Below are 24152 nucleotides of genomic sequence, written 5' to 3' on the forward strand. Positions count from 1 at the left end.
TTGAAAACTTTTTTCAGTCACGGAAAATTATTGCTAACGGGAGAATATGTTGTTCTTGATGGTGCCAACGCCTTGGCTGTACCAACGCGATTTGGACAATCGTTAACTATCGAAATCAATCAAAAGCAGACAATTAAATGGACCAGTCTAGATCACCAAGGTCACATTTGGTTTGAAACGGAATTTGAAATTCGAAATGACAAGCTACAGGATGTTATACATAATGACCATCCTATTTCAAAGCGATTGCTCAGTATACTTCAAGCGGTCAAAGATCTTAATCCAGAATTTTTAAAAGGCACTCAGGGTTATGAATGCACCACAGCGTTGGGGTTTCCTAAAGACTGGGGACTTGGCACATCATCCACTTTAATAAACAATATTGCAAATTGGGCTAATGTAGATGCTTATAAATTACTTGAAGCTACCTTTGGCGGAAGTGGTTATGACATTGCATGTGCCAATGCAGCGCAAAGTTTAACCTATCAATTAGCCAGTAGCAATCGCCATATAGAAATGGTTGATTTCAATCCTTCATTTAAAGAGCATCTTTATTTTGTTTACCTCAATAAGAAACAAAATAGTCGTGATGGTATACAGAAATACAGAGCAAATACATCTAATCTATCATCAATCATTTCAAGAATCACAGAACTCACTCAAGCTATGATCATTTGTAATTCTCTAACAATGTTTCAGCAGCTAATGAATGTGCATGAAGAGCTCATTTCAACAATCATAAAACAAACACCAGTTAAACAACAACTGTTTAATGGTTTTAATGGTAGTATAAAAAGCTTAGGTGCTTGGGGAGGTGATTTTGTAATGGCAGCCTCAAAAGACAACCCTACAGCTTATTTCAAATCGAAGGGATTTGATATTATACTTCCTTATACTGAAATGGTTTTAAACTAAAAAAAGCTTCACAAATTGCGAAGCTTTTTTATATCTTGATTAAAAAGATAATACTAGTAAAATCTAGATCTATTATCTTCTATATCTGCAGTTTCTTTTAATGCATTATACACTTTAGTTTGAGCTGCATTTAATCTAGCAGCACTCAATCTATTAGCAATAGCTTGGTAATTATCTAATTTAGTAGCCTCATTCGCTTTGGTCACTGTCACCATATAAACACCTCTATTACCATTAATCAATCCTGAAGTATCACCTTCATTTAAACCAAAAGCAACACCTACAACTTCAGGCTCAAGTCCTGCTCCAGAGATCGTCGGGTTTTTCATATTTACTGCAGCTGCTGTATTAGCTGGTCTATTTTGATTTTTAGCAACGTCGTCTACTGTAGTACCAGTAATTTTTTCACGAATCATCTGTGCTTTTTTCTCTTTTCTAATCTCACTTAAAGCAGATGCAGATGCATTTTCTGGATCCATTAATCCAGCTTTGCTCTTTTTAGTTAATTGAACAACAGCATATCCACCGCCTGGAATTGTAAAACGCTTGTAGTCTCCTACTTTAGTCTCACTTTCAAAAGCCCAACGCACTATAGGTCTTTGTGCTTGCAACCCTGGTATATTCTCATCTAATATCTTGATATTATTAACTGGCTTAACAACTAATTTTCGTTCTTCGGCCATTGTTTGAAAATCACCATCTTGGATAGCTAGTTCAAATTTAGAAGCATTAGTAAATACGTCATCTATAGTTTCTTCTGAAGGCTCTATTGGTCTAGCAATCGTAGCCACCTTAACCGCTTTAGACGATCCTTTTTGATCTAAGATTTCAATGATATGGAATCCAAACTGTGTTTTTACAACATCAATATCTCCAACATTATTTTGAAATTCGAAATCACTAAATGGTTTTACCATTTGAGTACTTGGGTGAAAATCATAAACACCACCATTAGCAACACTACCTTGATCTGAAGACAATGCGGTTACTAACTCTGGGAATTTAGAATTATCTGCTTTTACAATAGCTAATACACTATCGGCTGTTTTCTTTGCATCTTCCTCTGATTGCGCATCTATTCCTGCTCTATTTGCTCCTATAAATGGAATTAAAATATGACGAACTTTAGCAGAGTCTGGAACTGTAGTTTCTGCCACCAATCGTGTAAGTTTCATCATTCCATTATCCTTATAAGGACCATATACACCTCCAACATTTAAATTAAAGATTGTATCAGCAGCAACTGTTGGCAACAATGATTTCTTAATAAATGAATCATTATAACTTTGAGCAGATTCTCCAGTAAGGTTAACGTAACCTGCTAAATCTTCCTCTTTAACTTGCGCAAACGGCTGCACTCTAATTGTATCATTAGTTGTATTATCAAACTCTAATTTTCCATTGATAAGTCGATCGAAGTCAGATTTAAGAGCTTCTTCATCTTTCAGGCTTGGTTCTTCCTTAAACTCAACAAATACAATATCTCTTGAAGCTTCAACTTCAAATTGCTTTTTATTCTCATTGATATACGCCTTTATATCGGCCTTAGTTACATCAATTAAACTGTCATTGATAGTTGAGTAAGGTATCTGAACATATTTTAAATCTCTTGTAGAATTTTCCAACATATGATCAACTTCGGCTTCATTTAAAGTAGCACTAACACCAGCTTTAACCATATTATAATACGATCTTTCTTTCGCAATTGTTGCAATAGAATTTTCATTACTAACCCACTCATCATAGTTTAACTGAAAGTTCCCAAGAAGCATTTTTTCTGGGTTAGCTTCTTTCAAGTTAGCAATAAAGGTTGTTAGTTTACTTTCATCAAAAAGACCTGCTTCATTTTGAAATTCTGGGTAAGCAGAAAAGTTTTGTTCTAATAGATCTCTCATTTGATCCTCTTCAACTGTTAATCCAAGTTCTTCAAATTGAGTAGTCATCACGGCTCTTCTTACCTGTTGATCGTAAACTCTATTCATTGCTTGAGTATTAGTTGCTGTAGGGCCTAATTGTCTACGCATATTCTCAACTCTGTTCATAAAGTCAACTCTGTTGATGTTTTGTCCGTTAACAGTAGCTACTACATCCTGTGATCCTCCAAATAAGGCATCACTATTTTTGAATAGATCTGTGAGTACAAATGAAAATAACGCTAGTGCGATGATTAAAATCAAAAACAATGAACGTTGTCTAATTTTATTTAAAACTGCCATTTTAATGTATAATTTATCGAATAATAAGTGGGCGAAAATACCATTTTCTATCTAATTATAAAAGCAGATTTATGTTTTTATTACCGATTTTTAATAGGTTTCATCGATTGTTAGGCAAAGGGTGATGATTAAACTCATAAATGAAGAATGCAAAGCATTGAACTTTAATAGGCAATACCTTACAAAATAGTTCATTTTGCAGATTTAATCGGTTTCAATTATTTGTAGAGAAACAACGTCAATTTTAGTTGATGACACTTCTAAGATTTCAAATTTAAAGTTATCAATAACCACTTGATCGTTTAACTCTGGAATACCTTCGGTCTCAAAAACTATAAGTCCGCCAAGCGTTTCATAATTTTCATTTTCAGGTAAATTGAGCTTATAAGTCTCATTGATATGATCTACTTCTAATCGTGCAGAGAATCTATAGTGTTGATCATCAATTTTTTCTTCGATTAATTCCACGCTATCGTGCTCGTCTTCAATTTCACCAAAAAGTTCTTCAACAATATCCTCAATAGTCATTATACCTGCAGTACCTCCATATTCGTCAATAACAACCGCCATACTTTTTCGTTTCTTGGTTAATATGTTCAATACATCTTTAACCAACATAGTAGCAGGAACATAAACTACTGGTTTAGTTACAGACTTTATAGATTTAGGTCTTTTAAACAGTTCAAATGAATGTACATACCCTAAAATATCATCAATAGACTCTTTATAAACCAAAATTTTTGACAGTCCAGAATCGATAAATAGTGTACTTATATTTTTAATTGTATCATTAACTTCTACTCCTATGATTTCGGTACGAGGCACCATAACTTCACGTGCTTTTACTTCGGAAAACTCTAGTGCATTCTGAAAAATTTGTATTTCACTATCAACTTCGTCATGCTCTTCGACAGATTCCATTTGCTCGCTAATATAATTTCCCAGTTCTACTTTGGTCATAGCTAACTGGACATCGTCACCTTCAGTTTTAAAAAAACGTTTTAAAATGATATCTGAAATCCAAATGACAAACGACGATAAAAACCAAAATAATAGGTAAAAGAGATACGCTGGAAGCGCAAAAATTTTTATAAATCTATTGGCATAAATTTGAAAAAAGACCTTTGGTAAAAATTCGGCAGTAATTAATATAACGATTGTTGAAATAACAGTTTGAGTTAATAAACTAAGATCGACAATTAAGTAATTGATTATTTGATATTGAGAAGGCCACATGGATTGAAACCAACTCATCAAAACATCTCCCATAACAAATCCATAAATCACCAATGCTATATTGTTTCCAATAAGCATTGTAGCAATAAATTTTGAGGGTTTTTCGGTAAGTTTGGTTAAAATCCTGGCTAAGAAATCGCCTTGTTTTTTTTCAATTTCTATGTGGATTTTATTTGATGACACGTAAGCGATTTCCATTCCGGAGAAAAACGCCGAAAGCAATAGCATAACTATAATAATAACAATGCTAAGATCCATGTTTAGGAACCATTTCTATTATCGAACTTTTTTCTAAATTTCTTTCTAAAGAAAAACATAAATATTGCTAGACCAGCAAATACGAATGAGATGATAGACCTGTTACCGTCTTCTCCTAAGTTTTCAAAACCGTCATAAATAAATAAGGCTGCAAAAAAGAGATATACGTATTGAAAAAACTGAAGTATTTTCATGTGTTAATTTCTAATGATTTTTTTTGAATTGTAGTACAAAGATAAAGATGTTTTGCCAACTATGGTGCAATCCATTAATCTTTTAGAACACCCTGCCCTCTACCTTCTAGAATGGTATAGTTGTTAAATTTAGTATCTGCATCAAAGATATCACCAGAACCGCTTCTAGATAATGCCGACTTTAATTGCACTGGATGGTTGCTAAATAACCATTCTCGCTTTTGATCATAATACATTTGGTCTGCAAAAAGGGTATCTTTTTGAGGCGTAATTAAAATAACGTTCCCTTGTAAATCTATTAAATCTGTGGCATTATAAACAATCGCATAATCTGCTAAAACGATATTCTTTTTATCGTTTTCGTCAAACAAAGACAACCGCACACCATCTGGAAATTCGGAGAAAGAAAAGTCACGATTGGAGTAATCTAACATTCTAGGACTCTCTAGATTAGCGACAACTCGTCCAATCGTATCTTGGGCTTCGGTATACTTTAAATTGATATTTTTAGCCTCGCCAATAGGCTGATTTTGAAGTACTCCTATTTGTTGTATTTCTTTTAGATCCTTTTCACATGAAAAAAACATAGTCACAACAATTGCTGTGACTATGAATATATTAGTATGTGAAAATTTCGTTTTCATTTACAGATTAGGAACAACTACGCTTCCACCAATCCAACAACCAATCTTGATTGTAGTACCTGCACATCCACAAGTGAATATTTCAGATTTTGTTGGTGCATTAGCTCTGTAAGATGTAGCTGCTTGATTTGCGGCTCCCTTTAAACCTGGATCAACTTTCCCTGCTTTTAAAGCTTCTTGTGCAGCATACCAGAATACAGCTCTCTTATTAAAGTTTGTATCACCACAGTTATTAGCACTTTTAGCGTACATTGCTGCAATTTGTAAATGTGGCGTTCCATCAGACGGGTTTAATTTCAAAGCTTCTCTGTAGTAAGTTCTAGCTTTACCATAACTACCACGCTTTTTGAAATCGTTAGCAATCTTTTTTGACATTCTTGCCTTTTTGATAGGATCTGTTTGCAAATCATATGATTGCCTAACATAGTCATCAGCCTCTTTAGTTTTTCCTTGCTTACGCAATACAGTAGACACAAAGTATTTTGTTTCTGCCGATGGGTCAACTTCGTCGTATGCCTTTACTAAATCGATATATAACGGATCATCTGTACATTCTTTATTGTACATTTTGCTCACTGCTCTTTTTAACCACGCTGCATCATTTTTATACGTTGGAAAATCCTTTTTATATAATGGGATTAAGTTTTCACAGTTTGCTAGATCTCCAATATAAGTATCTAAACTTCCAGCAATTTTAGCATTGGCTTCTAATGACTTTTGGTAAAACCCTTTGTACTGTTTTTCTTTTCTCCCTAATGCAGTACCCGCATTTTCCTTTTCAATTAATTTATTTAATGACTTTGCATATTTATCATTTAAGTTTTCAAGCAACTCATTAACATCGTCATACTTATCAAACACCTTTTGAAGTTCAAACTTCTTAGCTTTAAATAAATCTACAGTTTTTGTAAAGTATACATACAGTCCTTTAGTACTTTTAAAGTTCTCTTTATCCTTAGTATATACTTCATCAAAAGCTTCATAGATTTGCATGTTATCAACACCTAGATCTTTTCTGTTTTCATATTTCAATAATGCCTTTTGCTCTAATACTTCTCCTAATGGATACTTGCTAGCAAAATATTCTGCACCTTTATCTAGAAGTAACATATAATCATTGATGAAATCAATTTTCTCTTGTCCACTAGAATTCTTGATTTTATGAGCTAAGATCTTCTCTCCTCTTTTGTATATAGCAATATTAAATTTAGGACACTTGTTTCTTACAGCCATCCATGGCTCATAAGCTTCGTCGTACTTTTTGCTTTTAACGTAGTCGTTAAACAACGTCAAATTTAGCATACACTCTTCGTCTTGCTGCGCAAACCCGAAGTTTGTCGCCATAAACAAAGCCGCTATTATAAGTGTTAATTTCGTTTTCATCTTCCTTTATATTTATGTTAGTTATATTTTCTTTTTTGAAACCATCTATCATTTAATGACAGACTTATATTTATATTGAAAAAGTTTTCTTGTATCAAGTTTTGGTTTGTTGTCCCACGTCGTCCGAACTCAAAACCAAGGTTGGCATTTGAAAACACATTTCCAACTGGTAATCCTACTCCAAAAGACATGCCAAACTCATTTATGGTCTCATTATTAATTTCTAGGCCAGTATTCTCAAAATGAAAGCCAGCCCTGTAGGTAACACGTTTCCAGTAATTTGAAAACGATGTATAATCTGGGATATAAAAACCTCCAACAGAAATATTTGAGGCGTTTACAAAATTAGCATTTTCTATTGAAACTATTGGATTAGAAAATTCACTTGTATTCTGACGTGTATATTCTGCACCTAAAAACCAGTGTCTAGGTTCTCCAATACCAGCACCAAATGAAAAACGGGATGGCAATGTTAAGTCTGTTTCTGCAAGACCTTGCGATTCTAAATCACCTTCTATTTCATTAAGTACAAACTCTTGACCATTAATTTGATTGATAACTATGGTAGCGAAAGATCGTTCATTTATTGAGGATAAATCACTTTTTGGAGAATACGTTAAACCTGTTTGAAGTTCAAGTTTTTCATTAAGCATGGTTTTGTATGTCAACCCAATATTGAAGTTAAGTCCGCTTAAATCTGAACGGTTATTTTCTCTTGTTTGATATTGAACCGGATTACCATCTTCGTCATAAGCAAATTGGATCACACTATTTTGAATGTTTCCAAAATTATAATTCGCATCAATACCAATATTTAATCCATTTGCAATTTGATAACCGAACCCTAAAAATGCTCTATTCACACCACCTTCACCTCTATATCTATTTTGAAGTACGCCATCATCATTATCTTCAAGTTTATATCCAACTGATGTATAAGGCACCAGTCCAAAACCAAAGCCAAATTTACCAACTGGGATCGATAAGGCTAAATAATCAAATGTTGTAGAATTTACTTTAGACTCTCCCGAGTTTGCTTTAAGATTTAAATTAGTATGGCTTGCACCTACCGAAAACTTTACTGGTCTAGTTTCATTATTCCATAGTTTAAGATTGGGACTCACATAAGCTGCCGGATTACGAAGATTAACATGTATACTATCTGTATAAATGCTCAATCCTCCCATACTTCTATTCTCAACCGTTCCTTTAAATTTCAAACTTCCAATTCCGTAGAATGAATATGGAGACGCTGTACCTTCTTGCCCATACGATTGTAGTGCAAAAAAAGCGATTAAAACTATTACAAGTTTTTTTATCATTATTTCGTATTATATTCTAAAATAAAATTCAAACCTTCCAAAAGAAAATTTGAGTTGGCAAATATGCTATTTTTTAATTGGTTTGACAAGAATTTGGTGTCTCCTCCTGTTAAAATAACTGTTAAATCTGAATATTTTCTAACATATTCATCAATTACACCGTCGATTTCTTTTAAAACACCAAACACAACTCCAGAGTGAATTGAATTTTGTGTCGAATCTCCCAATATATCTTGAGGCATCTCCGTGTCCAATAACGGTAAATTTGCCGTTAAATTATTTAGTGTTCGATATCTCAATCTAATTCCTGGAGAAATAGCACCTCCAAGATATTCGTTTTTTGTATTTATAAAATCATAGGTAATACAAGTTCCTGCGTCTATTATAAGCACATTATGGTCTGGAAATTGTTCTACAGAGGCACTAACTAATGCTATACGATCAACGCCTAATGTAGTAGGTGTTGCATATAGATTGGTAAAAGGCAATTTTAGTTTATGAGATAGTTCTAAGACTTGGACTTTATCTTCAAGCGATTTTATAGTTGACGCCTCCAGCTTTCCTACAGACGAGACTATAGCTTGATTAACTTGGGGATGATCGCTAATGATACCTGAGACCATACTCTCAAAATCATTTAGCTCACCAATCACCTTCTCTTTTAGTTCACCTTCCATGTAAACGGCAAACTTGACATAGGTGTTACCAACGTCAATAATTAAATTCATAAATAATATCAAAGTGTTAAAACTACAAAACGAAGATACATTTAGGGGTAGTAATTAACCAAATTATAACATTATTTTGGTTGAAATCAACAATTTGGGGCATGAAACAAATAATATACTTAATTTTTTATTGTTTCTTTTTGTGAATATTAAAAATGGGTCTATATTTGCACTCGCAATTTTATGCAACTGGTGCCTTAGCTCAGTTGGTAGAGCAAAGGACTGAAAATCCTTGTGTCCCTGGTTCGATTCCTGGAGGCACCACCATCAAAAACCCGATTCGTATGAATCGGGTTTTTTGGTTTTAAAAGATAACAAGTAGGGAGAAAGGAGTCTATAGTATTAAAAAATGACTTCTTATTTATTTCAGTAGTAACTTACCAAAATTCTATATTTCTCGATGCTTTTTTAATTAACTGAGCCGTATTCTTTACTTTAAATTTTTCTATTAAATTCTTACGATGTGTTATCGCCGTATGGTTACTTATATAGAGCATATCGGCTATTTGCTTTGACGAAAAACCATCAGCAACAAGCATTAAAACCTCTTTTTCTCTTGGTGAGATTAAATTCTTTTTTTTATAAAAATCGTTATCATTAATAGTATCTACTTTAAAATAAGTTTCAATTTTTTCCTTCTCAGTGATATCAAAAAAATAATTGACAACAAGAATTTGATCATCAATACAATGCCTTAATAATTCATGTCTTAAGAACGTTTTCTTACCATCTTCATTTATAATATGATACTTTAAGGTATGTGACGTTTTAAGATGAGACATTGAAAAAAAATATTCTATTTCACTTTTTACATACAACACTTCATCTTTACTAACCATATCAAACCAAAACTGCCAGCCTTTGCTCAAAATTTCACAAAAATCACCTCCTACAATTTTTTCCAACATCGAATTACAATAAATGAACTTGTCTTTTTTAAGTAAATAAATTGATATGAGTAGATTATCAAGACAATCGCATGCTTTGATTAAACCTGAAATACTGCATCGATCAGATTCATTACCAAAATTGATAAGCTTTGTATGGTTGTCTTTAGGACTCATAAAACAGATAAAACTAAATGTAACATCAAGCTTGTTGTCTTGCTTTATCATGCAAAACAACATTAATTTTTATCTATTAAATTAGTTACTCTTATTTGTAGATTTTAGTGGAGATATAGAATAAAAGTTAAAGAAACTCCCATTCTTGAAAAATGTATCTACAAAACAAAATATCAATATTTGTTCAGGATTGTAAATATACTGATTCACAATAACTTGAACAAATTTTAGAAGAAAAAACAATTCATTAAATACATCCTCTTGATTTTGGCATTTCCACTTCATGTATTTTATACCAAAACATTACCTAATAGAATAATGCTTTTATAGAATATTTAAGATTTGTCCCAACATTTGTTAACGCATAATTTTACCACTTTTTTGAAATTCGCGTTGTATACCACTCAGAATATATTCTTGATAGATCGTTTTCTTATTTGCAGCCAAGGCTCTTAAACAACTGTACTGTACTACATTCATTATTTCGGCACCAGATAATTCATAATTTCTAGCGTTTTTTGATAGATTCACATCATTATGCAGACGAACTTTACTCGGAAAAGCTTTTTTCCATAATCGTAAACGTTCGGCACTTTTAGGAAGCGGAAAATGTACAATAGATTGAAACCTCCTTAAAAAAGCCTCGTCTATATTATTTTTTAAATTAGAAGCCAAAATAACTAAGCCCTTATAGCCTTCTATCCTCTGAAGTAAATAGGACACTTCTTGATTTGCATATTTATCATGTGCATCTCTAACACTTGTACGTTTACCAAACAAGGCATCTGCTTCGTCAAAAAATAAAATATTATCTGTTTTTTCTGCCTTAGATAATAGGCTCGCAAGGTTTTTTTCTGTTTCACCTATAAATTTTGAAACAACCATAGAAAGGTCAATTTTGAATACGTCTTTACCTGTATGTTTACCCAACAAACCTGCTGTTAGTGTTTTTCCTGTTCCGGGTGGCCCATGAAATAATACTCTAAATCCTGGCTTTATTTTTTTATGCATTCCCCAATCATTCAACAATGTATTTCCATGAGTAATCCAAGTTTTTATCTCTTGTATTTGTTTACTAGTCTCAGTATCCAATACTAAATCTTCCCATTCCATTTCTGTCTCTATAATCTGTGCAGGAAATTTCATGCTAAATTTAGGTCTGCTTGGCCTACCAAATATAAATAAGTGCGCATATTCTTGAGATATAATTATCTTCCCACTCATTTTGGGTTCTCCTTCAGGAACATCCTCTAACCAAAGGATGTGGTTTTGTTCAAAAAAATGACCTGTATTAAATACTTCTTGGATTTCCTTTCTTTTTTTTGAATTATCTCCTGCTAATAAAAACAATACAGTCTGTCCCGTAGGTAAAAACCCTCTGAAGTTTTTACCTCTTACACCTCCTAATTGTGGAAAATCTCCTGTAGATGCCAATGTATTCTGAATAACCTCATCTAATAAATTACTATTAAAATGCGGACACAGAGCAAGTAATAATAAGGTTAATTCAGATTCAGAAAGTGTAGCCTTAAGTATATTCTCTGGCACATGCAAAGACCAGGTTTCTATAGCTGGAAAAACAGGTAGCGATATCCCTTCATTATGATCAAAATGCCGCTCCAATCTAAATTGGATTAATCTTTTGAGATAATTAAATTCTGGTGTAATTAACCTGTTTATATACATATTATCTAATTGACTTTCGCTCATATCTTTTTATTTATTATGGTGAGTAACGTATCTCAAATGTTTCGTTAGTAATAATCCTATTCTTTTTACCAACACCCCTTTTTATGGTTTTGTTGATTTACATTTATGGGTTGTTACCCCTTTTGACTTATTAAATTTATCAATTGAGATTCCAACACAATGTCCCTTTTTGACTAAGAATGCATCCATTTGAGATTTATAGTTACTAAGAGCATTAATGTACGTCTTCCCTTCTTTTTCAATTGATGTTTTAGACATTCGTAGTCTCCCATTAAACGTTGGTAAGGGATTTGCTTCTAAATAACTTAAAATATCCAAAACGTGTTGCCCTTCATGATGAGCCAAACTAGTCGTATTGTTATTTTTATCTTGCGCTCTAGTTCCATATCCATATCCAGAAGCACCTTCTCTATCTCGAATCTGTTTATAATTAGATTGAATAGTCATGATATAATCAAAATCTATTGACGTTACTTCTTTCGTTTTTGGATGAGTAACCCAATTAATCTTATCTGGGAATGAATATTTAGTAACTCCATCTTGCCCAATAGTAGTATCAGATTGATCTGCTAAGACTACTACTTTTAACCCATTTATCATTTTCGTAAATGGAGGGTTTTGAATTTTATAACCTAGAGCAACTTCATGACTTGTATAACTGTCTATAATATTTTGCATGTATAATTTAACGTCAGGATCACTAACATTATCTCTGTAATGTATAAGTCCATTCCAATTCAAAGCTTCAATTCTACCTTTAATCTCAGGATCACTTAAATCATGTTTAGTAATTCTATAGGTGTCAAACGCATAATTAGTTTTATCTTCCAAGTCAGGAGCATGAGGTTTAGGCTGAATGCTATTTTTAGTTTCATCTCTTGCTTTCTCTTTTCCATTTTGTTGTACCACATGTGTCAACTCATGAGCTAATAAATGCTTTCCCTCTGATGAATCTGGATTATACTTTCCTGAATTAAAATACACATCCTTACCGTGGGTAAAAGCTTGAGCGCCTAATTCTTTATTCATATGTATTGCATCATCATCTGTATGAATATTGACATCACTAAAATTTGTTCTAAAAGAAGATTCCATTTCAGTTTGTGTTTTTTTAGGTAGACTTTTTCCCTTGCCTGACTTATTCTTTATTTGTTGAGATAAATTTGCATTTGCCGTTTGTGTTGCTCCTGTATTACTTTTAGTTTGCACCTCTCCCTCTTCTTCGTCCAACTTGTTCACCATGTCTTCCTCAGGCTCTTCCAATCTTTGAACTTCTGGTTTTTCCTGTATTAGTTTATCTTCCTCTATACGCTGTTCGGCAGTTCCTAACTTCTCATCTTCCTGAGGTGTAGTCAACGATTCTCGCTGAATATTACTAATCTCTTTATTCTGAATCTCTGGTTTAGATGAATTATTGACAACAGCATCGGCCATAGTATCAGCCTCTTTTTCATATTTGTCATTTGGTTGCCCTATGGTGAGTTTTGTTTGCACTGTTGCTCCCTTATTAAAAAAAGGCGTTTTACTCTCTTTTGAAAAAAATGGAGTTTCTGATTTTTCAGCTTCTTCATTATTATGTGGTCTTTTATTTCTATTTCGACGACTTGAAAATATATTTTTCATGATTTCAATTTTTAATTACATTTTTAACAAAAACTCTCGAGTTAAATCATTGTAGTCAATTGCTCCATTAGATGTCTTATCATATGTAAAAATATCCATGCCTTTTTCTTGAGCATTTGCAAGGGCAATATTGGTTCGGATATGAGTTTTAAAAACTTTATCGGTTGTAAACTCACGTTCTAGTTCTCTTTTAACCTCTTGGTTCATTTTTTTTCTATAATCATACTTCATCAAAATAAAACCCAGCAATTTTAATTGACTATTTAATTTATGAACCAGCTCAAAATGTTTTAAAAAACTTAGTGCTCCTTTTAAGGGTAAAAATTCTGCTAGTAACGGGATTAAGACAAAGTCACTAGCGACTAAAGCATTAATAGTTAACATTCCCATCGAGGGTGGACAATCAATAAACACATAATCGTATGTTTTTAATTGTTTTATTAATTGAGAAAGTATTTGCTCTCTTCCATAGACGCTTGCTAATTCTAATTCGACGCTAGCAAGATCTAAAGAAGACGGTATTACATTAAGACCAGAAACACTCACTAATGCATCAGTTAACTTCGTTGTTTCACCAAATGCTTCCTTACGCAAAATAGTATAAACAGAAGTTTCAATCTCATCTGTTATACCTAGAGATTGTGTTAGGTTGGCTTGTGGATCAATATCTATGATTAAAACTTTTTTACCAAGGTTCTTTAATCCAGCGGCTAGGTTAATAGCCGTAGTTGTCTTACCCACACCTCCCTTAAAATTTGCTATTGATATTACTTTCATTTTATGTTGATTTAGCCCAGTTCTCCATTAAAATATTCATTGGCTTTATACCATACTTCACATCCCACTTTATTTCCAAGTTTTCGTCCTTCTAGGTCTCCATCTATAAAATGTATACCGCCATACAACCTTGAAATACCTGCCTGATTAGCAGCATCCTTTAAAGTTGCCCAAGTCAAGGTTATATCTTCACAAGGTGTACAGCTAGGTTCAATTCTAGAGCCTCCTTTGGGTATCACAACAGATTCTCCATAATCTCTACTATTGCAAAAACTATATAGCACTTCGTCGGCAGCAGCGCTAAACGTGCTATGTCCCGATACATATTCTGCAAAAGGCGGTGTTGGTATGTATGGCATCCACTTTTCACCTTCTATCTCTTTGGCACCTTCACAAGGGCCTCCCCAAGCTTCTAAGGTTTCTCCTTTGTGCAATAAGTTAATTAGCGATTTCGGTCTCACATAGTCATAATACACTTTACAATCCCAAGCTGCAATAGCCGCATCTAGCAAAGCATTAGACAACACGAAAAACATTTTTACATCATTCGCATTTTTATACTTGTATTTTCTAGATAAATAGCGTGCTTGCCTACAACATTGTTCGGGTGGTGAAGCCCAAGGGCCTTTTTCACTATTTGCAGTATCTACAAATTTATCTTCGTGCATGCCTGCCCAAAACTCTGCAATTAACTTTTGCTCATCAGTTAAATTAGCACTGTAATCAATAAGAATCTCTATTTGTTTTTTAAACTCTTTTTCATCACACGCAGCAGGTGGAGGAGGTCTAAATTGCCCACTCCATTGTAATGCAAATGGTTTAACTACGCTCCAATGTGGTGTCAAAAATTTTTGCGGTTGAAAATCTCTTAATTGTGGTTGCCATCGGTCTATATGTCTTAATGGTTGTGGCACTGGTGGATTAACAGGATGGTAGCCTGTGAAATCAGAAAAGTTACCTTTATGCAATGTAGCATGCGGATTAGAACCGTCTCCCATACGACATTCTAACACTAGTTTTCCAGATAAATTTCCAATACCAACGGCATTGAAAGGTTTTAAGCAAGTATCATCAGGATCGTAACCACAATCGCACATAAAATCCCTAAACATATTTTTCTTTTCTGGTGGTAATTCCAGCCAAAAAAGTGCTTGCAATACCGTAAAAGCCGCATGACTATATACCTTTGCTCTGTTTTCGGAAGTACATTTACTATCGGGTTGTTTTAAACGACTTCCAGTAGTAGTACTCACTTCACATCCGCCATCATTATAATTGGTCCAAGCATCATACATTGCTGTATGCACCATAGCCAAGGCTCGTGCTGCTACAGTAGGAGGTGCTCCAACGTAGTGCAATGCATCACAGGTTAAACGGTTCCATTGATGGGCTTTGCTAGGTTTGTATTTTTTTGTTGCCATGATCTTATATTTAAAAGTTTTATTTATTAGAACCTACTACCATTTTGTATGGTTTCTGCCCTTAATATTCTCGATAACTCAATTAATTCACTGGAACTTATACCAGTTTCTAATGCCTCATGCTGTATTTCTAAATTGTCCAAATGGCTAAAAGTTGAAGTAAGAGATACATCATCAGGCGCAATAGCTATAGCTCTAGTTGTCCTTCTGGACGCCTCAACTTCAACTAGTTCTCCATCTATCCTTATTGAAGTGGTTCTCCCATCACCAGAGATTGGCATTAGTCGCTCAAAATCTTTTTCAATTTGACCCATATCATGAGTATGTATTTCACGCATGATTGCTTCAATTTCGGCCTGATGTGTTTGTGATATATTTTCCATCAATGCCCATTCAGGAATACCAGCATTATTAGGATTTAAACCATTTCTTAACCGCAATTCTTCGATCGCCACACCTCTTAGTTCAGACAATTCCCTTTCACTAAGACCTGAAAAGCTTGTATAAGACCTCCTGAGCCCTCGAGAAGATGCTTGTCCTGCCTTAGATTCTGCAATGGCAAGTACTATTAGATTTCCATCTGGTCCTCTTCTTACAAGTATTCCGTCAGTCAATTGATTTCCAACTGCATCTTGTATACGATGACCTGCAATAAATTCAAAAGCTTCACCTGCGGCTTCGGCTCTTGAAGTAAGAGATGCTGTTGCTATTTCCTCAAGAAGCTGTCCTTTCATGTGATTTATATTTGGAGAAAAACGCATGACTCTTTCAAGGGCTTCATCACTTAAGTTTTCTAAGCCAGAAATAGTTCTCAAACGACTTAGCCAGTCTAATCGGGAAACTGCTTCACTACCTATATGTGCTAAACTTGCAAGTTCTTCTTCAGATTCTAAGGCAACAGATGAAGTCCTTGGAGGTCTATCTATAAACTCTCTTCTTTCAACATCAAAATATCGTCTTGCGATCTCTTCTCCCTCATCATCTAATCTTCTTACTCTATCATATCTTAAGGTTCCATCTTGCAGTAAAACCCATCGATATCCTGATTGTGGTTCTGCTTCTGGACCATATCTGAACCTTGCTTCATCTCGAGCTCTCCAACCACTAGGTCTGTGCTCCAAATGAAATTCGGCAGAGCCTCGACGTTCTAATAAATCGTCATAATCCGAAGAACCTACCAGCGGTGATGTCCATGTTTCCGAAGGTGCAGAAGTTAATCCGTTTGAACCTGTAAGCGTTGTTCCGCATAAACTTGGGGTTCCGCTAAACCTACACCAAGTTCCATCGGAATTTTGTCTCCAGATGTGCCCGTTTCCTAAGTCTACTTCTCCAATGTAATTACGTCTGCTGGATGGTTGTACTTCACTTCTTCTAACAATATCCAGTTCTGCTTCAAGTTCTGATGGAGTCAATAACCTTCCATCTTCAATATGTGAAGTGTCTTGTAACAATCTGGTTTGTCTACTAGACGTAGGTCTTGCAGATCCAGCTGGATTTCTTAAAGAAGAAGCCTCTTCCACTTCATTAGAAATTTCTCTTGAAGTCCTTACTTCTCTTTCTACTAATTCTTCTGAAGTATTAGTAGCTCTTCTAGCGGCTCTTCCAACCTCAGAAAAATCATCTAAAAACCTACCTACAGTTACTAACTCTGTTCCAAAATCAGATATATTTAATAAAACTAAAAGACTATCGATCACTACTTGACGGCGTCTTTCTTCATACTGTTCTTCACTAAAAACACCTTCCCTGAGCCCAGCATTATGTCCTGCTCTGTATATTTCTGCTTCCTCCCAGCTTTCTGCGGCTTGATGAGCTCCTTCAATGAGCCCGACAGCTGCACTCAAAAACGGACCTATTCCTGGCACAAATAACAATGCAATAGAAACTCCTGTTATACCTAGAGATAACCAGAGATCATCCCCACTTTCATGGTAATTATTCAAAGCCGTTCTGAGATTAGGGTTTTGCGGAATCAATCTATTTCTAAGATCTGTTGTTATAGATTGGATTTGCATAATATCAATATTCCCACTAATAATATTATGTCTTGTAGAATCAATATCTCTTTCAACCCCACTAATAGTTCGTATCATTTGTCCCACAAAACCACCACCAGACGCCGAGCTAGCTTGAATATTTTCTGAAAGCGAAGCTTCATTCCTAAACCTCCTAAGGGCAGCAACTTCAGGGTAGTTCATTTCAATTTCAGTAATTGCCTCACGAAGTCTAATCAGTTTTTGACGTAGAGGCTGCCTTCTAGTTTCTGTGGCAACATGATCTACTATTGTAATGGGTCTACCAGATGCATAATCGCCAGTTGGCACTCTTACTTCTATATTTTCCATCTCTTCTTGTGTTTGATTCTTTTGCTCTACAAGATTTCGATGAACTGGAGCTAGTCTAAATGCAAAACCTGTTCTTAAATCATAATCAGTTGCCGCACTTGGATTTCCCATTAATCCTTCATAATGTCTTTTGAGTTGAATGGCTTCCCTTTTATTATCAGATAGCATTTCCAAAGCATCACGTGAAACTATTCTTTTAAAAAGAGTAACTAATTCTCCATATCCTGTATCTGGATTGGTAATGAGTTCCAAATCACCTTGAGAAACTTCTGCAGCATCATCTAAATAAGGTGCACTAGCCCCATCACCGACAAATATTACATGCCTCACATAGACTGTATTTCTGGAAAACTGATTAGGCCTTCCTCTAAAGTAAATAATGCGTCTACCTTGTTGATTAAAGGTATGTTCAAATTCTAAGGGATATCCAGAAGTTCCCGAAGGCCATGGAAATTCTCTACCCGTTTCATCAATTATTCCAAATTCAGCTTCTTCCCAAGTATAGACAGGAATCTCTCCTTCTCTAAACTGCAGGGCTCCTTCTCCTGAGGCACTATCACGCGCTAATTCTTCCCGTCTACTTGGATTAAGCCTATTATTGTTCCTCAAGCTTAATGTTAGAGTCGTACCCGTTCTTATGATAGGACTTGGAATATCGGGTTGCAGAAACCATCTCAAGTCTCCAGATTCTCTTTCCCTAGAAAGCTGTTCGGCCTCAGTATTTTGCTCTTCATTAGGCCTGAAATCAGGAAATAATTCTCTTAATTGATTAGATTCAAATAATAAACGCTGCTGTTCATCTCTAAAAAACTGTCCTCGAAGTCCTACTTCTCCTCTTAAATTAATTAACGCTGTAAAAAGTGGCCTAAGATGTCTTAAGGCTGCCAAGTATTTTATACGCCATTGACTAACATGATTAATATCAAAGAGATTGTTTTGATTCATTGAATGCTCAAAAGCAAATAATTGCTGTCGGCTCGTTCTCTGTGAATTATTTGCCAAAAGATAATTTACCGGAATTCCATTAAGCATTCTTCTTCCTGTTAAATCATATATACCGTTTTCACTAAATAACGGATCAACATGTCGAATAAGGTTTCTGTAGGCATCAGACAATCTTGAAAGCTCAGCTGCAATTTGAGGGAATTCCTGACTAAATTCACTTAAAGCCGAACGTTGAATATTTCTAGCTGACTTACCTTGCTGAATAGTGTGCGTCAGTTCATGAGCCAATAAATGTTTTCCCGAATTAGAATTGGTATCATACTTACCTTTATTAAAGTAGATATCAGAGCCATGAGTAAATGCCTGTGCTCCTATATCTTGACTTAGCTGAGCAGCTTCAGAATTAGTATGTATTCTTACATTACTGAAATTGGCTCCGAATTCTGAGCTCATTGAGATTTGCAATTCTAAAGGCAGAGGGTGTCCTTTACCTTTGCTCGAACTTAATCTACTTTCAAGATTTGGAGTACTTACATTTTCATGTCCCATAGGTTTCATCTGCAAATGTTTATCTTCCTCGCAATTCTTACATTTTTGCTGAATTGATAGATGATTCATCAATTTAGGTTGGACTGCATCTGTGATTCCGTGTATTCTTTTTAATTCGTTAATTCTCACATCGAATGCTGCTCTCACCTGTGCTCCATCATATCTTATTTCTCCGTTAGATACTCTTGCCCCATTTGCTAGTGGCCCTTCTTGAATTCTTGTTGTAGGTTCTGGAGTTGTTCTAGTGCTGTCCCATTCTGTTTTATAAGCTCTTCCCCTTAATCTACCAGCATCTGCAGCGCGCAAAAATTGTTCTACACGTGGATGCATGGCAAAATTTCCTTGAGCATCGCTATGATAAATATTAAACTCAGCTAGCTTAGTACCTATCCATTCATCACTCATTTGCCTACCATGTCTCGTATTTCCAAGAGATGAGCTACCTCCTTTCCATTCTAGAACATAAAAAATATTACCCTTTACACCAATGTCGTCTATTCCTTTACCATAAAGACCAAGATGCTGATCGGGAGAATGGAAATCTGTCATTCGTATTCCTTCAGATATAGCTTGAGCTCGGCCTTGTTCTACACCCATATCGTGGGTTTCTTTTATTCTAGTCATTCTTTCAATGCTCGTCATATCACGACTACTAAAACCTTCTTCGATTAACATTCTTTGATAAGGATCGCCGTGGTATACATATCTTGCTCCATTGATTTCAAAAGATTGACCAGGCCTTAAGTTATTGGGTACAGCTGATTCATGAACTAGAGTTATATTTCCGCTTTCAGATTCAACAGCTCTCATTGATTCTACACTTAACCCTCTACTTGAGCCTGTTAACTCTGTAAGACTTCTTATTGAAGACAATCCGTCTTCAAAAGATCGTGCTCCATCTCGATTAAAAATGGCGTCAACCACATCAGGATGTTCACGACCAATAGCCTTTAATCTGCCCATCATTGCATTTATTTTAGGCTGAGCGTTTTGTAATGAAATTTCTTGATTGTTTATTTTTTCTTGTAAAGCTGTAGCATCATTTTTTAAACCTCTAATCCTCTCCATTGCTCTAGTGTTTCTCTGAATACTAGGCATTTCCATAGCAACATTCAAAGCACGAATGAATAAATCACAATCAGAACATACCCGAACTACCAATCGGCCATCTCTATAACTAACACTCATTCCATGATTTTCACCACGTACTGTAATTGTCGAATCTGCTCGTATAATACTGTCAGCCTCGGTTCCATTACCTCTTATAGGTTCTGCAATAATTGGTCGGTTTCGCGCAGAACCATCAAGTCTGAGAAGGATATCATTAATAAGCTCTAACCTTGAATTACTTTGATTTCCAGATCCCTGTCCCTCAATCGATTGCTTTTGAGTTAAAAGTTCTGCTCGTAGTATTTGTTTCATTTCTGGATCTCGAATAATAACATCCAGATCTTTCATTACTTCGTCCACACTTGAATGAGGTTTAGATCTTATAGTTCTGACATACTGAAATGCGATCATTGGAGAGCTTACTGCTAAACCTTGAACTAATTTTCCAAATTCACTCAGAATAAATTTCCCAATATATCCCCATCTTCTGGCGGCATAAAAACCATTAGCATTCCCAGCTTCTTTAATAAAGCCTGCTATACTAATTATACTACCCACATCAGTTGCAATACCATACCTTTTTAGAATTTTACCAATAACATGGGATAAAGCATAGCCAATGTATGGTATTAATCTAATTGCAGAAACCATTGCTGCAATTCCCAAACTAATACCCAATGCCTTGCCTAATTCCCAGGCAGTAAGGTGATGGAACATCATCTCGTCGCCACGATGTTCTTTAATACTAATACGCAGTATGGCTAATACTCTTGATTCAACATCTTCGTTTTGAACAAAATATTCATCCAAGTAATTATTAAGATCATTCAACAAATTTTGAACTACCAATTCTTCAACTGAATTAATACTACCTGAGCCTATTGGATTCCAAAGGTTTGGATACAGATTGTTTCTAGCTTCCGACATACTTCGTCTCAATTCAGTAGCTTTGCGAGTAGCCGCTGTTGACTGTCCTCCCTGGAGATAGGTACTTGTGCTTGCTGCTCTTCCTGATTCTATTCCTTCAACCCTTGTTGAACCATCTCCGATGCCTGGTTTATGAACCTCATTTAACGTATTATAGTGCTGCGTTTGAGCGAGCAAAAATCGTGATGTTGATTGTGGTATTACTTGTTGTTCATGTATTGGAAAATAACTATTGGACGATTTGTTTGGAATATGTGTTGTAATAAGATAACTCCAAAGATTTTGATGTCTTTCTTTGGGAAGTAAAATAATTGGAGCTCTTATTCCATTGATAACTAATCCCAAGTCTTCGGCCGTTTGTGTTATTTCACTCACTGGCGCACTTGCTTGTTTTAATTCTCGTATTCTATTAAATCCTTCTGTAGATTCAAATCGCTCTCTTTGAATAACGGTATTTCTAGAGTCTGCTTCACCTGAAGGACCAAAATTAGTTGCAGTACCACCAAAGAATTCGCCTACTTGGTAATTAATATTGGTAGCATCTCCACTAACTCTTTCCTCACGCTGATTATCCAAACTATGAATGATATTAGTAAAGGAAGATCGATTAGGGCTACCAAGATGATTTATGTTATTTATTATCTGCTCCATAAATAACCACCTTCCTATACCTCCTTCGACTCCAGCGTATCCCATTATCATATATATTTCTGAAATGAAAGTATCCATTTCTCTATAATAAGGATCTAAATCACGAGCGGTAGGGCTAAAAAATGCAAACCATTGATCATAAATCCTCATAAATTCGTTTATCGAATAATCTGGATTAGATGGTATTACCTCTTCCTGTAACCCTTCTAGATTTGTTATTTGTGTGTCGATTCTTTCTGCAAGTGTACCCATCATAGTTAAAGTAGCATCATCTGTAGCAACAGGGAATGCTGAATCTGGAGAAATAATAAGGTCGGTTCCAGTATATGCATAATTACTATATGGCAATTGATTAACTCCTCTATTCTTGAGTAAATCTGTTTCATTTCCTAAAGCCAATAATGATTCTGATTCTGAATTTGATTCTGATCTTATTCTCTCGATATCTACAATGTTTGACTCAATAAATATTTCCAATTCAGATTGACTAGAAGCTGTTGGCAGTTCTTGATCATTAGAATTAAGAACATCTCTTAGCTCTTCCAATTCTCTATCTAGCAATAAAATGTACCTTGACAATCTGGTAATCTCAGTTCCAATTCTAATATTATCCTCTCTTGTATTTTCGGGATTAATAAATTCGCTTCGAAGTTGGATTAAAGCTTCCATGCTTCCGATAAACTCAAGCTCTATGAGATTATCCTTCGTTCCCCATGCTGACACATAACCATCAAAGTAGTGTTGTAAATCTTCTAATGAATAATTTGGACAATATTCCTCATCTAGCATTAATCTATCTCTAAGTGGTCTAATAATATAACTAGCCATTTCATTAGCAACCGTATTAATAAAAAACTGGAGACCATAAGAGACTTCTCCTCCAGCATCTAAAACTTCAGGAGGGTTACCTAAATAGGTCTGCAACCATAAAACGGCCGAGACATAATTAAATCTAAGGTCATAAATAGAAGATTCTATAGTTGAAATTAAATACGTATTATTTTCTATTAGATTAAATGTCGGTTCACTAATATCTAGATGTTGTTCTGCAATATCATCAACGACCTCATCTAAAAAAAATATAAGTGAATTTTCGTTATATTGTGGGTTTACCAATAAGGCCGTTAGATTTCTTTTAATTATTGGAGAGAGAATAGAAACTAGTTCATGACAAGAATATGGAATTTCCATATATTCTGAGTCTATGCCTTCTTCATATTCATCTGACTCATATCCAGTATCTCCGTCTTCATCTTGTTTCTGAATATTTGTAGAAGTTTGACCTTGTTGTATCGTATGCGTCAACTCATGCGCCAATAAGTGTTTTCCAGAATTTGAATTGGTATCATACTTGCCTTCGTTAAAGTAGATGTCTGAACCATGAGTAAATGCCTGAGCTCCTATATCCTGGCTCATTTGAACAGCTTCAGTACCAGTATGTATTCTTACAGTACTGAAATCGGCTCCAAATTCTGAACCCATAGAGGTTTGCAAATCTGAAGGAAGGGAATTTCCACCTCCTTTACTTGAATTCAACCTGCTTTCAAGATTTGGTGTATTGTTGGAAGGTGTTTCCATACCTTTTCTTTGCAATGACAATTCATTATCAGAAAGTTCTTCCTCTTCCTTTTTTTGTAAATGTTCTTCCTGTTCGCAACTCGAACATTTAGCTTGAATTACAACATTATTAATTGGTTTGGTTTGAACATTTGCTTCAGGATGTTCAGCATTACTTTCAAAAATAGGTTTTAATTGTACCGAATTAATCTCTTTTGCTAAAGGCTCTTCTTTTTTTTGTAATTGTTCTTCTTCACATTCTGAACATTGTCTTTGAACTGTTCCTGAAGATGTACTAGAAATTGAATTATTTTCAGGTTGACTCAGTCGTTGCACCACTTTATCTGCCATGGCATCTGCCTCTACTTCATATTTATCGTTAGGCTGCCCAATAGTTAGTTTTGTCTGTATAGCTGATGCATTGAAAAAAGGTTGTGTTGTTTCATTCGGTTTAGAAAAAAAGCCGTCTTGTCCTTCTTTATTAAAAAAGGGCTGCTGCTTCTTTTGTATTTGATTTAAAGCAGTTGAACTTGTTTTTATTTCTGCTGTTTGCACCTAATATAATTATGAAAAACCG

The 24152-nt window shown here is 34.9% G+C and carries 14 protein-coding genes and 1 tRNA gene; 2 read left to right on the plus strand and 13 right to left on the minus strand.

The window, feature by feature from the left end; translation table 11 throughout:
- The gene (locus tag KWG70_RS00615) at positions 1-915 is read left to right on the plus strand and encodes a GYDIA family GHMP kinase (protein ID WP_230934048.1); all 915 of its coding nucleotides are present in this window, start codon (positions 1-3) and stop codon (positions 913-915) included.
- A 53-nt stretch (positions 916-968) separates the two neighbouring features.
- On the opposite strand, the gene KWG70_RS00620 is transcribed toward KWG70_RS00615, so the two are convergent.
- From KWG70_RS00620 to KWG70_RS00650, 7 genes are all read right to left on the minus strand, one after another.
- Complete coding sequence (locus KWG70_RS00620; RefSeq protein WP_230934049.1) at positions 969-3131, minus strand: SurA N-terminal domain-containing protein; 2163 nt, start codon at positions 3129-3131, stop codon at positions 969-971.
- Between the two features lie 204 nt (positions 3132-3335).
- The gene (locus KWG70_RS00625) at positions 3336-4625 is read right to left on the minus strand and encodes a hemolysin family protein (RefSeq protein ID WP_230934050.1); all 1290 of its coding nucleotides are present in this window, start codon (positions 4623-4625) and stop codon (positions 3336-3338) included.
- A 2-nt stretch (positions 4626-4627) separates the two neighbouring features.
- A complete protein-coding gene (locus KWG70_RS00630) occupies positions 4628-4819 on the minus strand; it encodes a hypothetical protein (RefSeq protein WP_230934051.1) in 192 nt (63 codons plus the stop codon).
- Positions 4820-4893: 74 nt separating this feature from the next.
- A complete protein-coding gene (lptC, locus tag KWG70_RS00635) occupies positions 4894-5463 on the minus strand; it encodes an LPS export ABC transporter periplasmic protein LptC (RefSeq protein WP_230934052.1) in 570 nt (189 codons plus the stop codon).
- Complete coding sequence (locus KWG70_RS00640; RefSeq protein WP_230934053.1) at positions 5464-6846, minus strand: tetratricopeptide repeat protein; 1383 nt, start codon at positions 6844-6846, stop codon at positions 5464-5466.
- Between the two features lie 17 nt (positions 6847-6863).
- On the minus strand, positions 6864-8168 hold the full coding sequence (locus KWG70_RS00645) for a hypothetical protein (protein ID WP_230934054.1): 1305 nt from the start codon (positions 8166-8168) through the stop codon (positions 6864-6866).
- Complete coding sequence (locus KWG70_RS00650; protein ID WP_230934055.1) at positions 8168-8896, minus strand: type III pantothenate kinase; 729 nt, start codon at positions 8894-8896, stop codon at positions 8168-8170. Before KWG70_RS00650 ends, KWG70_RS00645 begins: the two co-directional genes overlap by 1 nt.
- Before the next feature lie 191 nt (positions 8897-9087).
- On the opposite strand from KWG70_RS00650, the gene KWG70_RS00655 reads away from it, so the two are divergent.
- Positions 9088-9163, plus strand: a tRNA-Phe gene (locus KWG70_RS00655).
- 110 nt (positions 9164-9273) lie between these two features.
- On the opposite strand, the gene KWG70_RS00660 is transcribed toward KWG70_RS00655, so the two are convergent.
- The 6 genes from KWG70_RS00660 to KWG70_RS00685 all read right to left on the minus strand — a co-directional run bounded on the left by KWG70_RS00660 (position 9274) and on the right by KWG70_RS00685 (position 24130).
- Positions 9274-10011: a response regulator transcription factor gene (locus KWG70_RS00660; protein WP_230934056.1), complete on the minus strand. Its 738-nt coding sequence runs from the start codon at positions 10009-10011 to the stop codon at positions 9274-9276.
- Positions 10012-10317: 306 nt separating this feature from the next.
- Positions 10318-11670 carry an ATP-binding protein gene (locus KWG70_RS00665; protein WP_230934057.1) on the minus strand — a complete coding sequence of 451 codons (1353 nt, stop codon included), beginning with the start codon at positions 11668-11670 and terminating at the stop codon, positions 10318-10320.
- An 81-nt stretch (positions 11671-11751) separates the two neighbouring features.
- Complete coding sequence (locus KWG70_RS00670; protein WP_230934058.1) at positions 11752-13293, minus strand: eCIS core domain-containing protein; 1542 nt, start codon at positions 13291-13293, stop codon at positions 11752-11754.
- A gap of 15 nt (positions 13294-13308) precedes the next feature.
- Entirely contained in the window at positions 13309-14070 is a 762-nt protein-coding gene (locus KWG70_RS00675) for a ParA family protein (RefSeq protein WP_230934059.1), read from the minus strand.
- Positions 14071-14081: 11 nt separating this feature from the next.
- Positions 14082-15491 (minus strand): vanadium-dependent haloperoxidase, encoded by a 1410-nt coding sequence (locus KWG70_RS00680; RefSeq protein ID WP_230934060.1) that lies wholly within the window; start codon positions 15489-15491, stop codon positions 14082-14084.
- 26 nt (positions 15492-15517) lie between these two features.
- Positions 15518-24130 (minus strand): eCIS core domain-containing protein, encoded by an 8613-nt coding sequence (locus tag KWG70_RS00685; RefSeq protein WP_230934061.1) that lies wholly within the window; start codon positions 24128-24130, stop codon positions 15518-15520.
- Positions 24131-24152: the final 22 nt, after the last annotated feature.

It is taken from the genome of Psychroserpens luteolus, from assembly GCF_021032705.1.
GTDB classification, from domain to species: domain Bacteria; phylum Bacteroidota; class Bacteroidia; order Flavobacteriales; family Flavobacteriaceae; genus Psychroserpens; species Psychroserpens luteolus.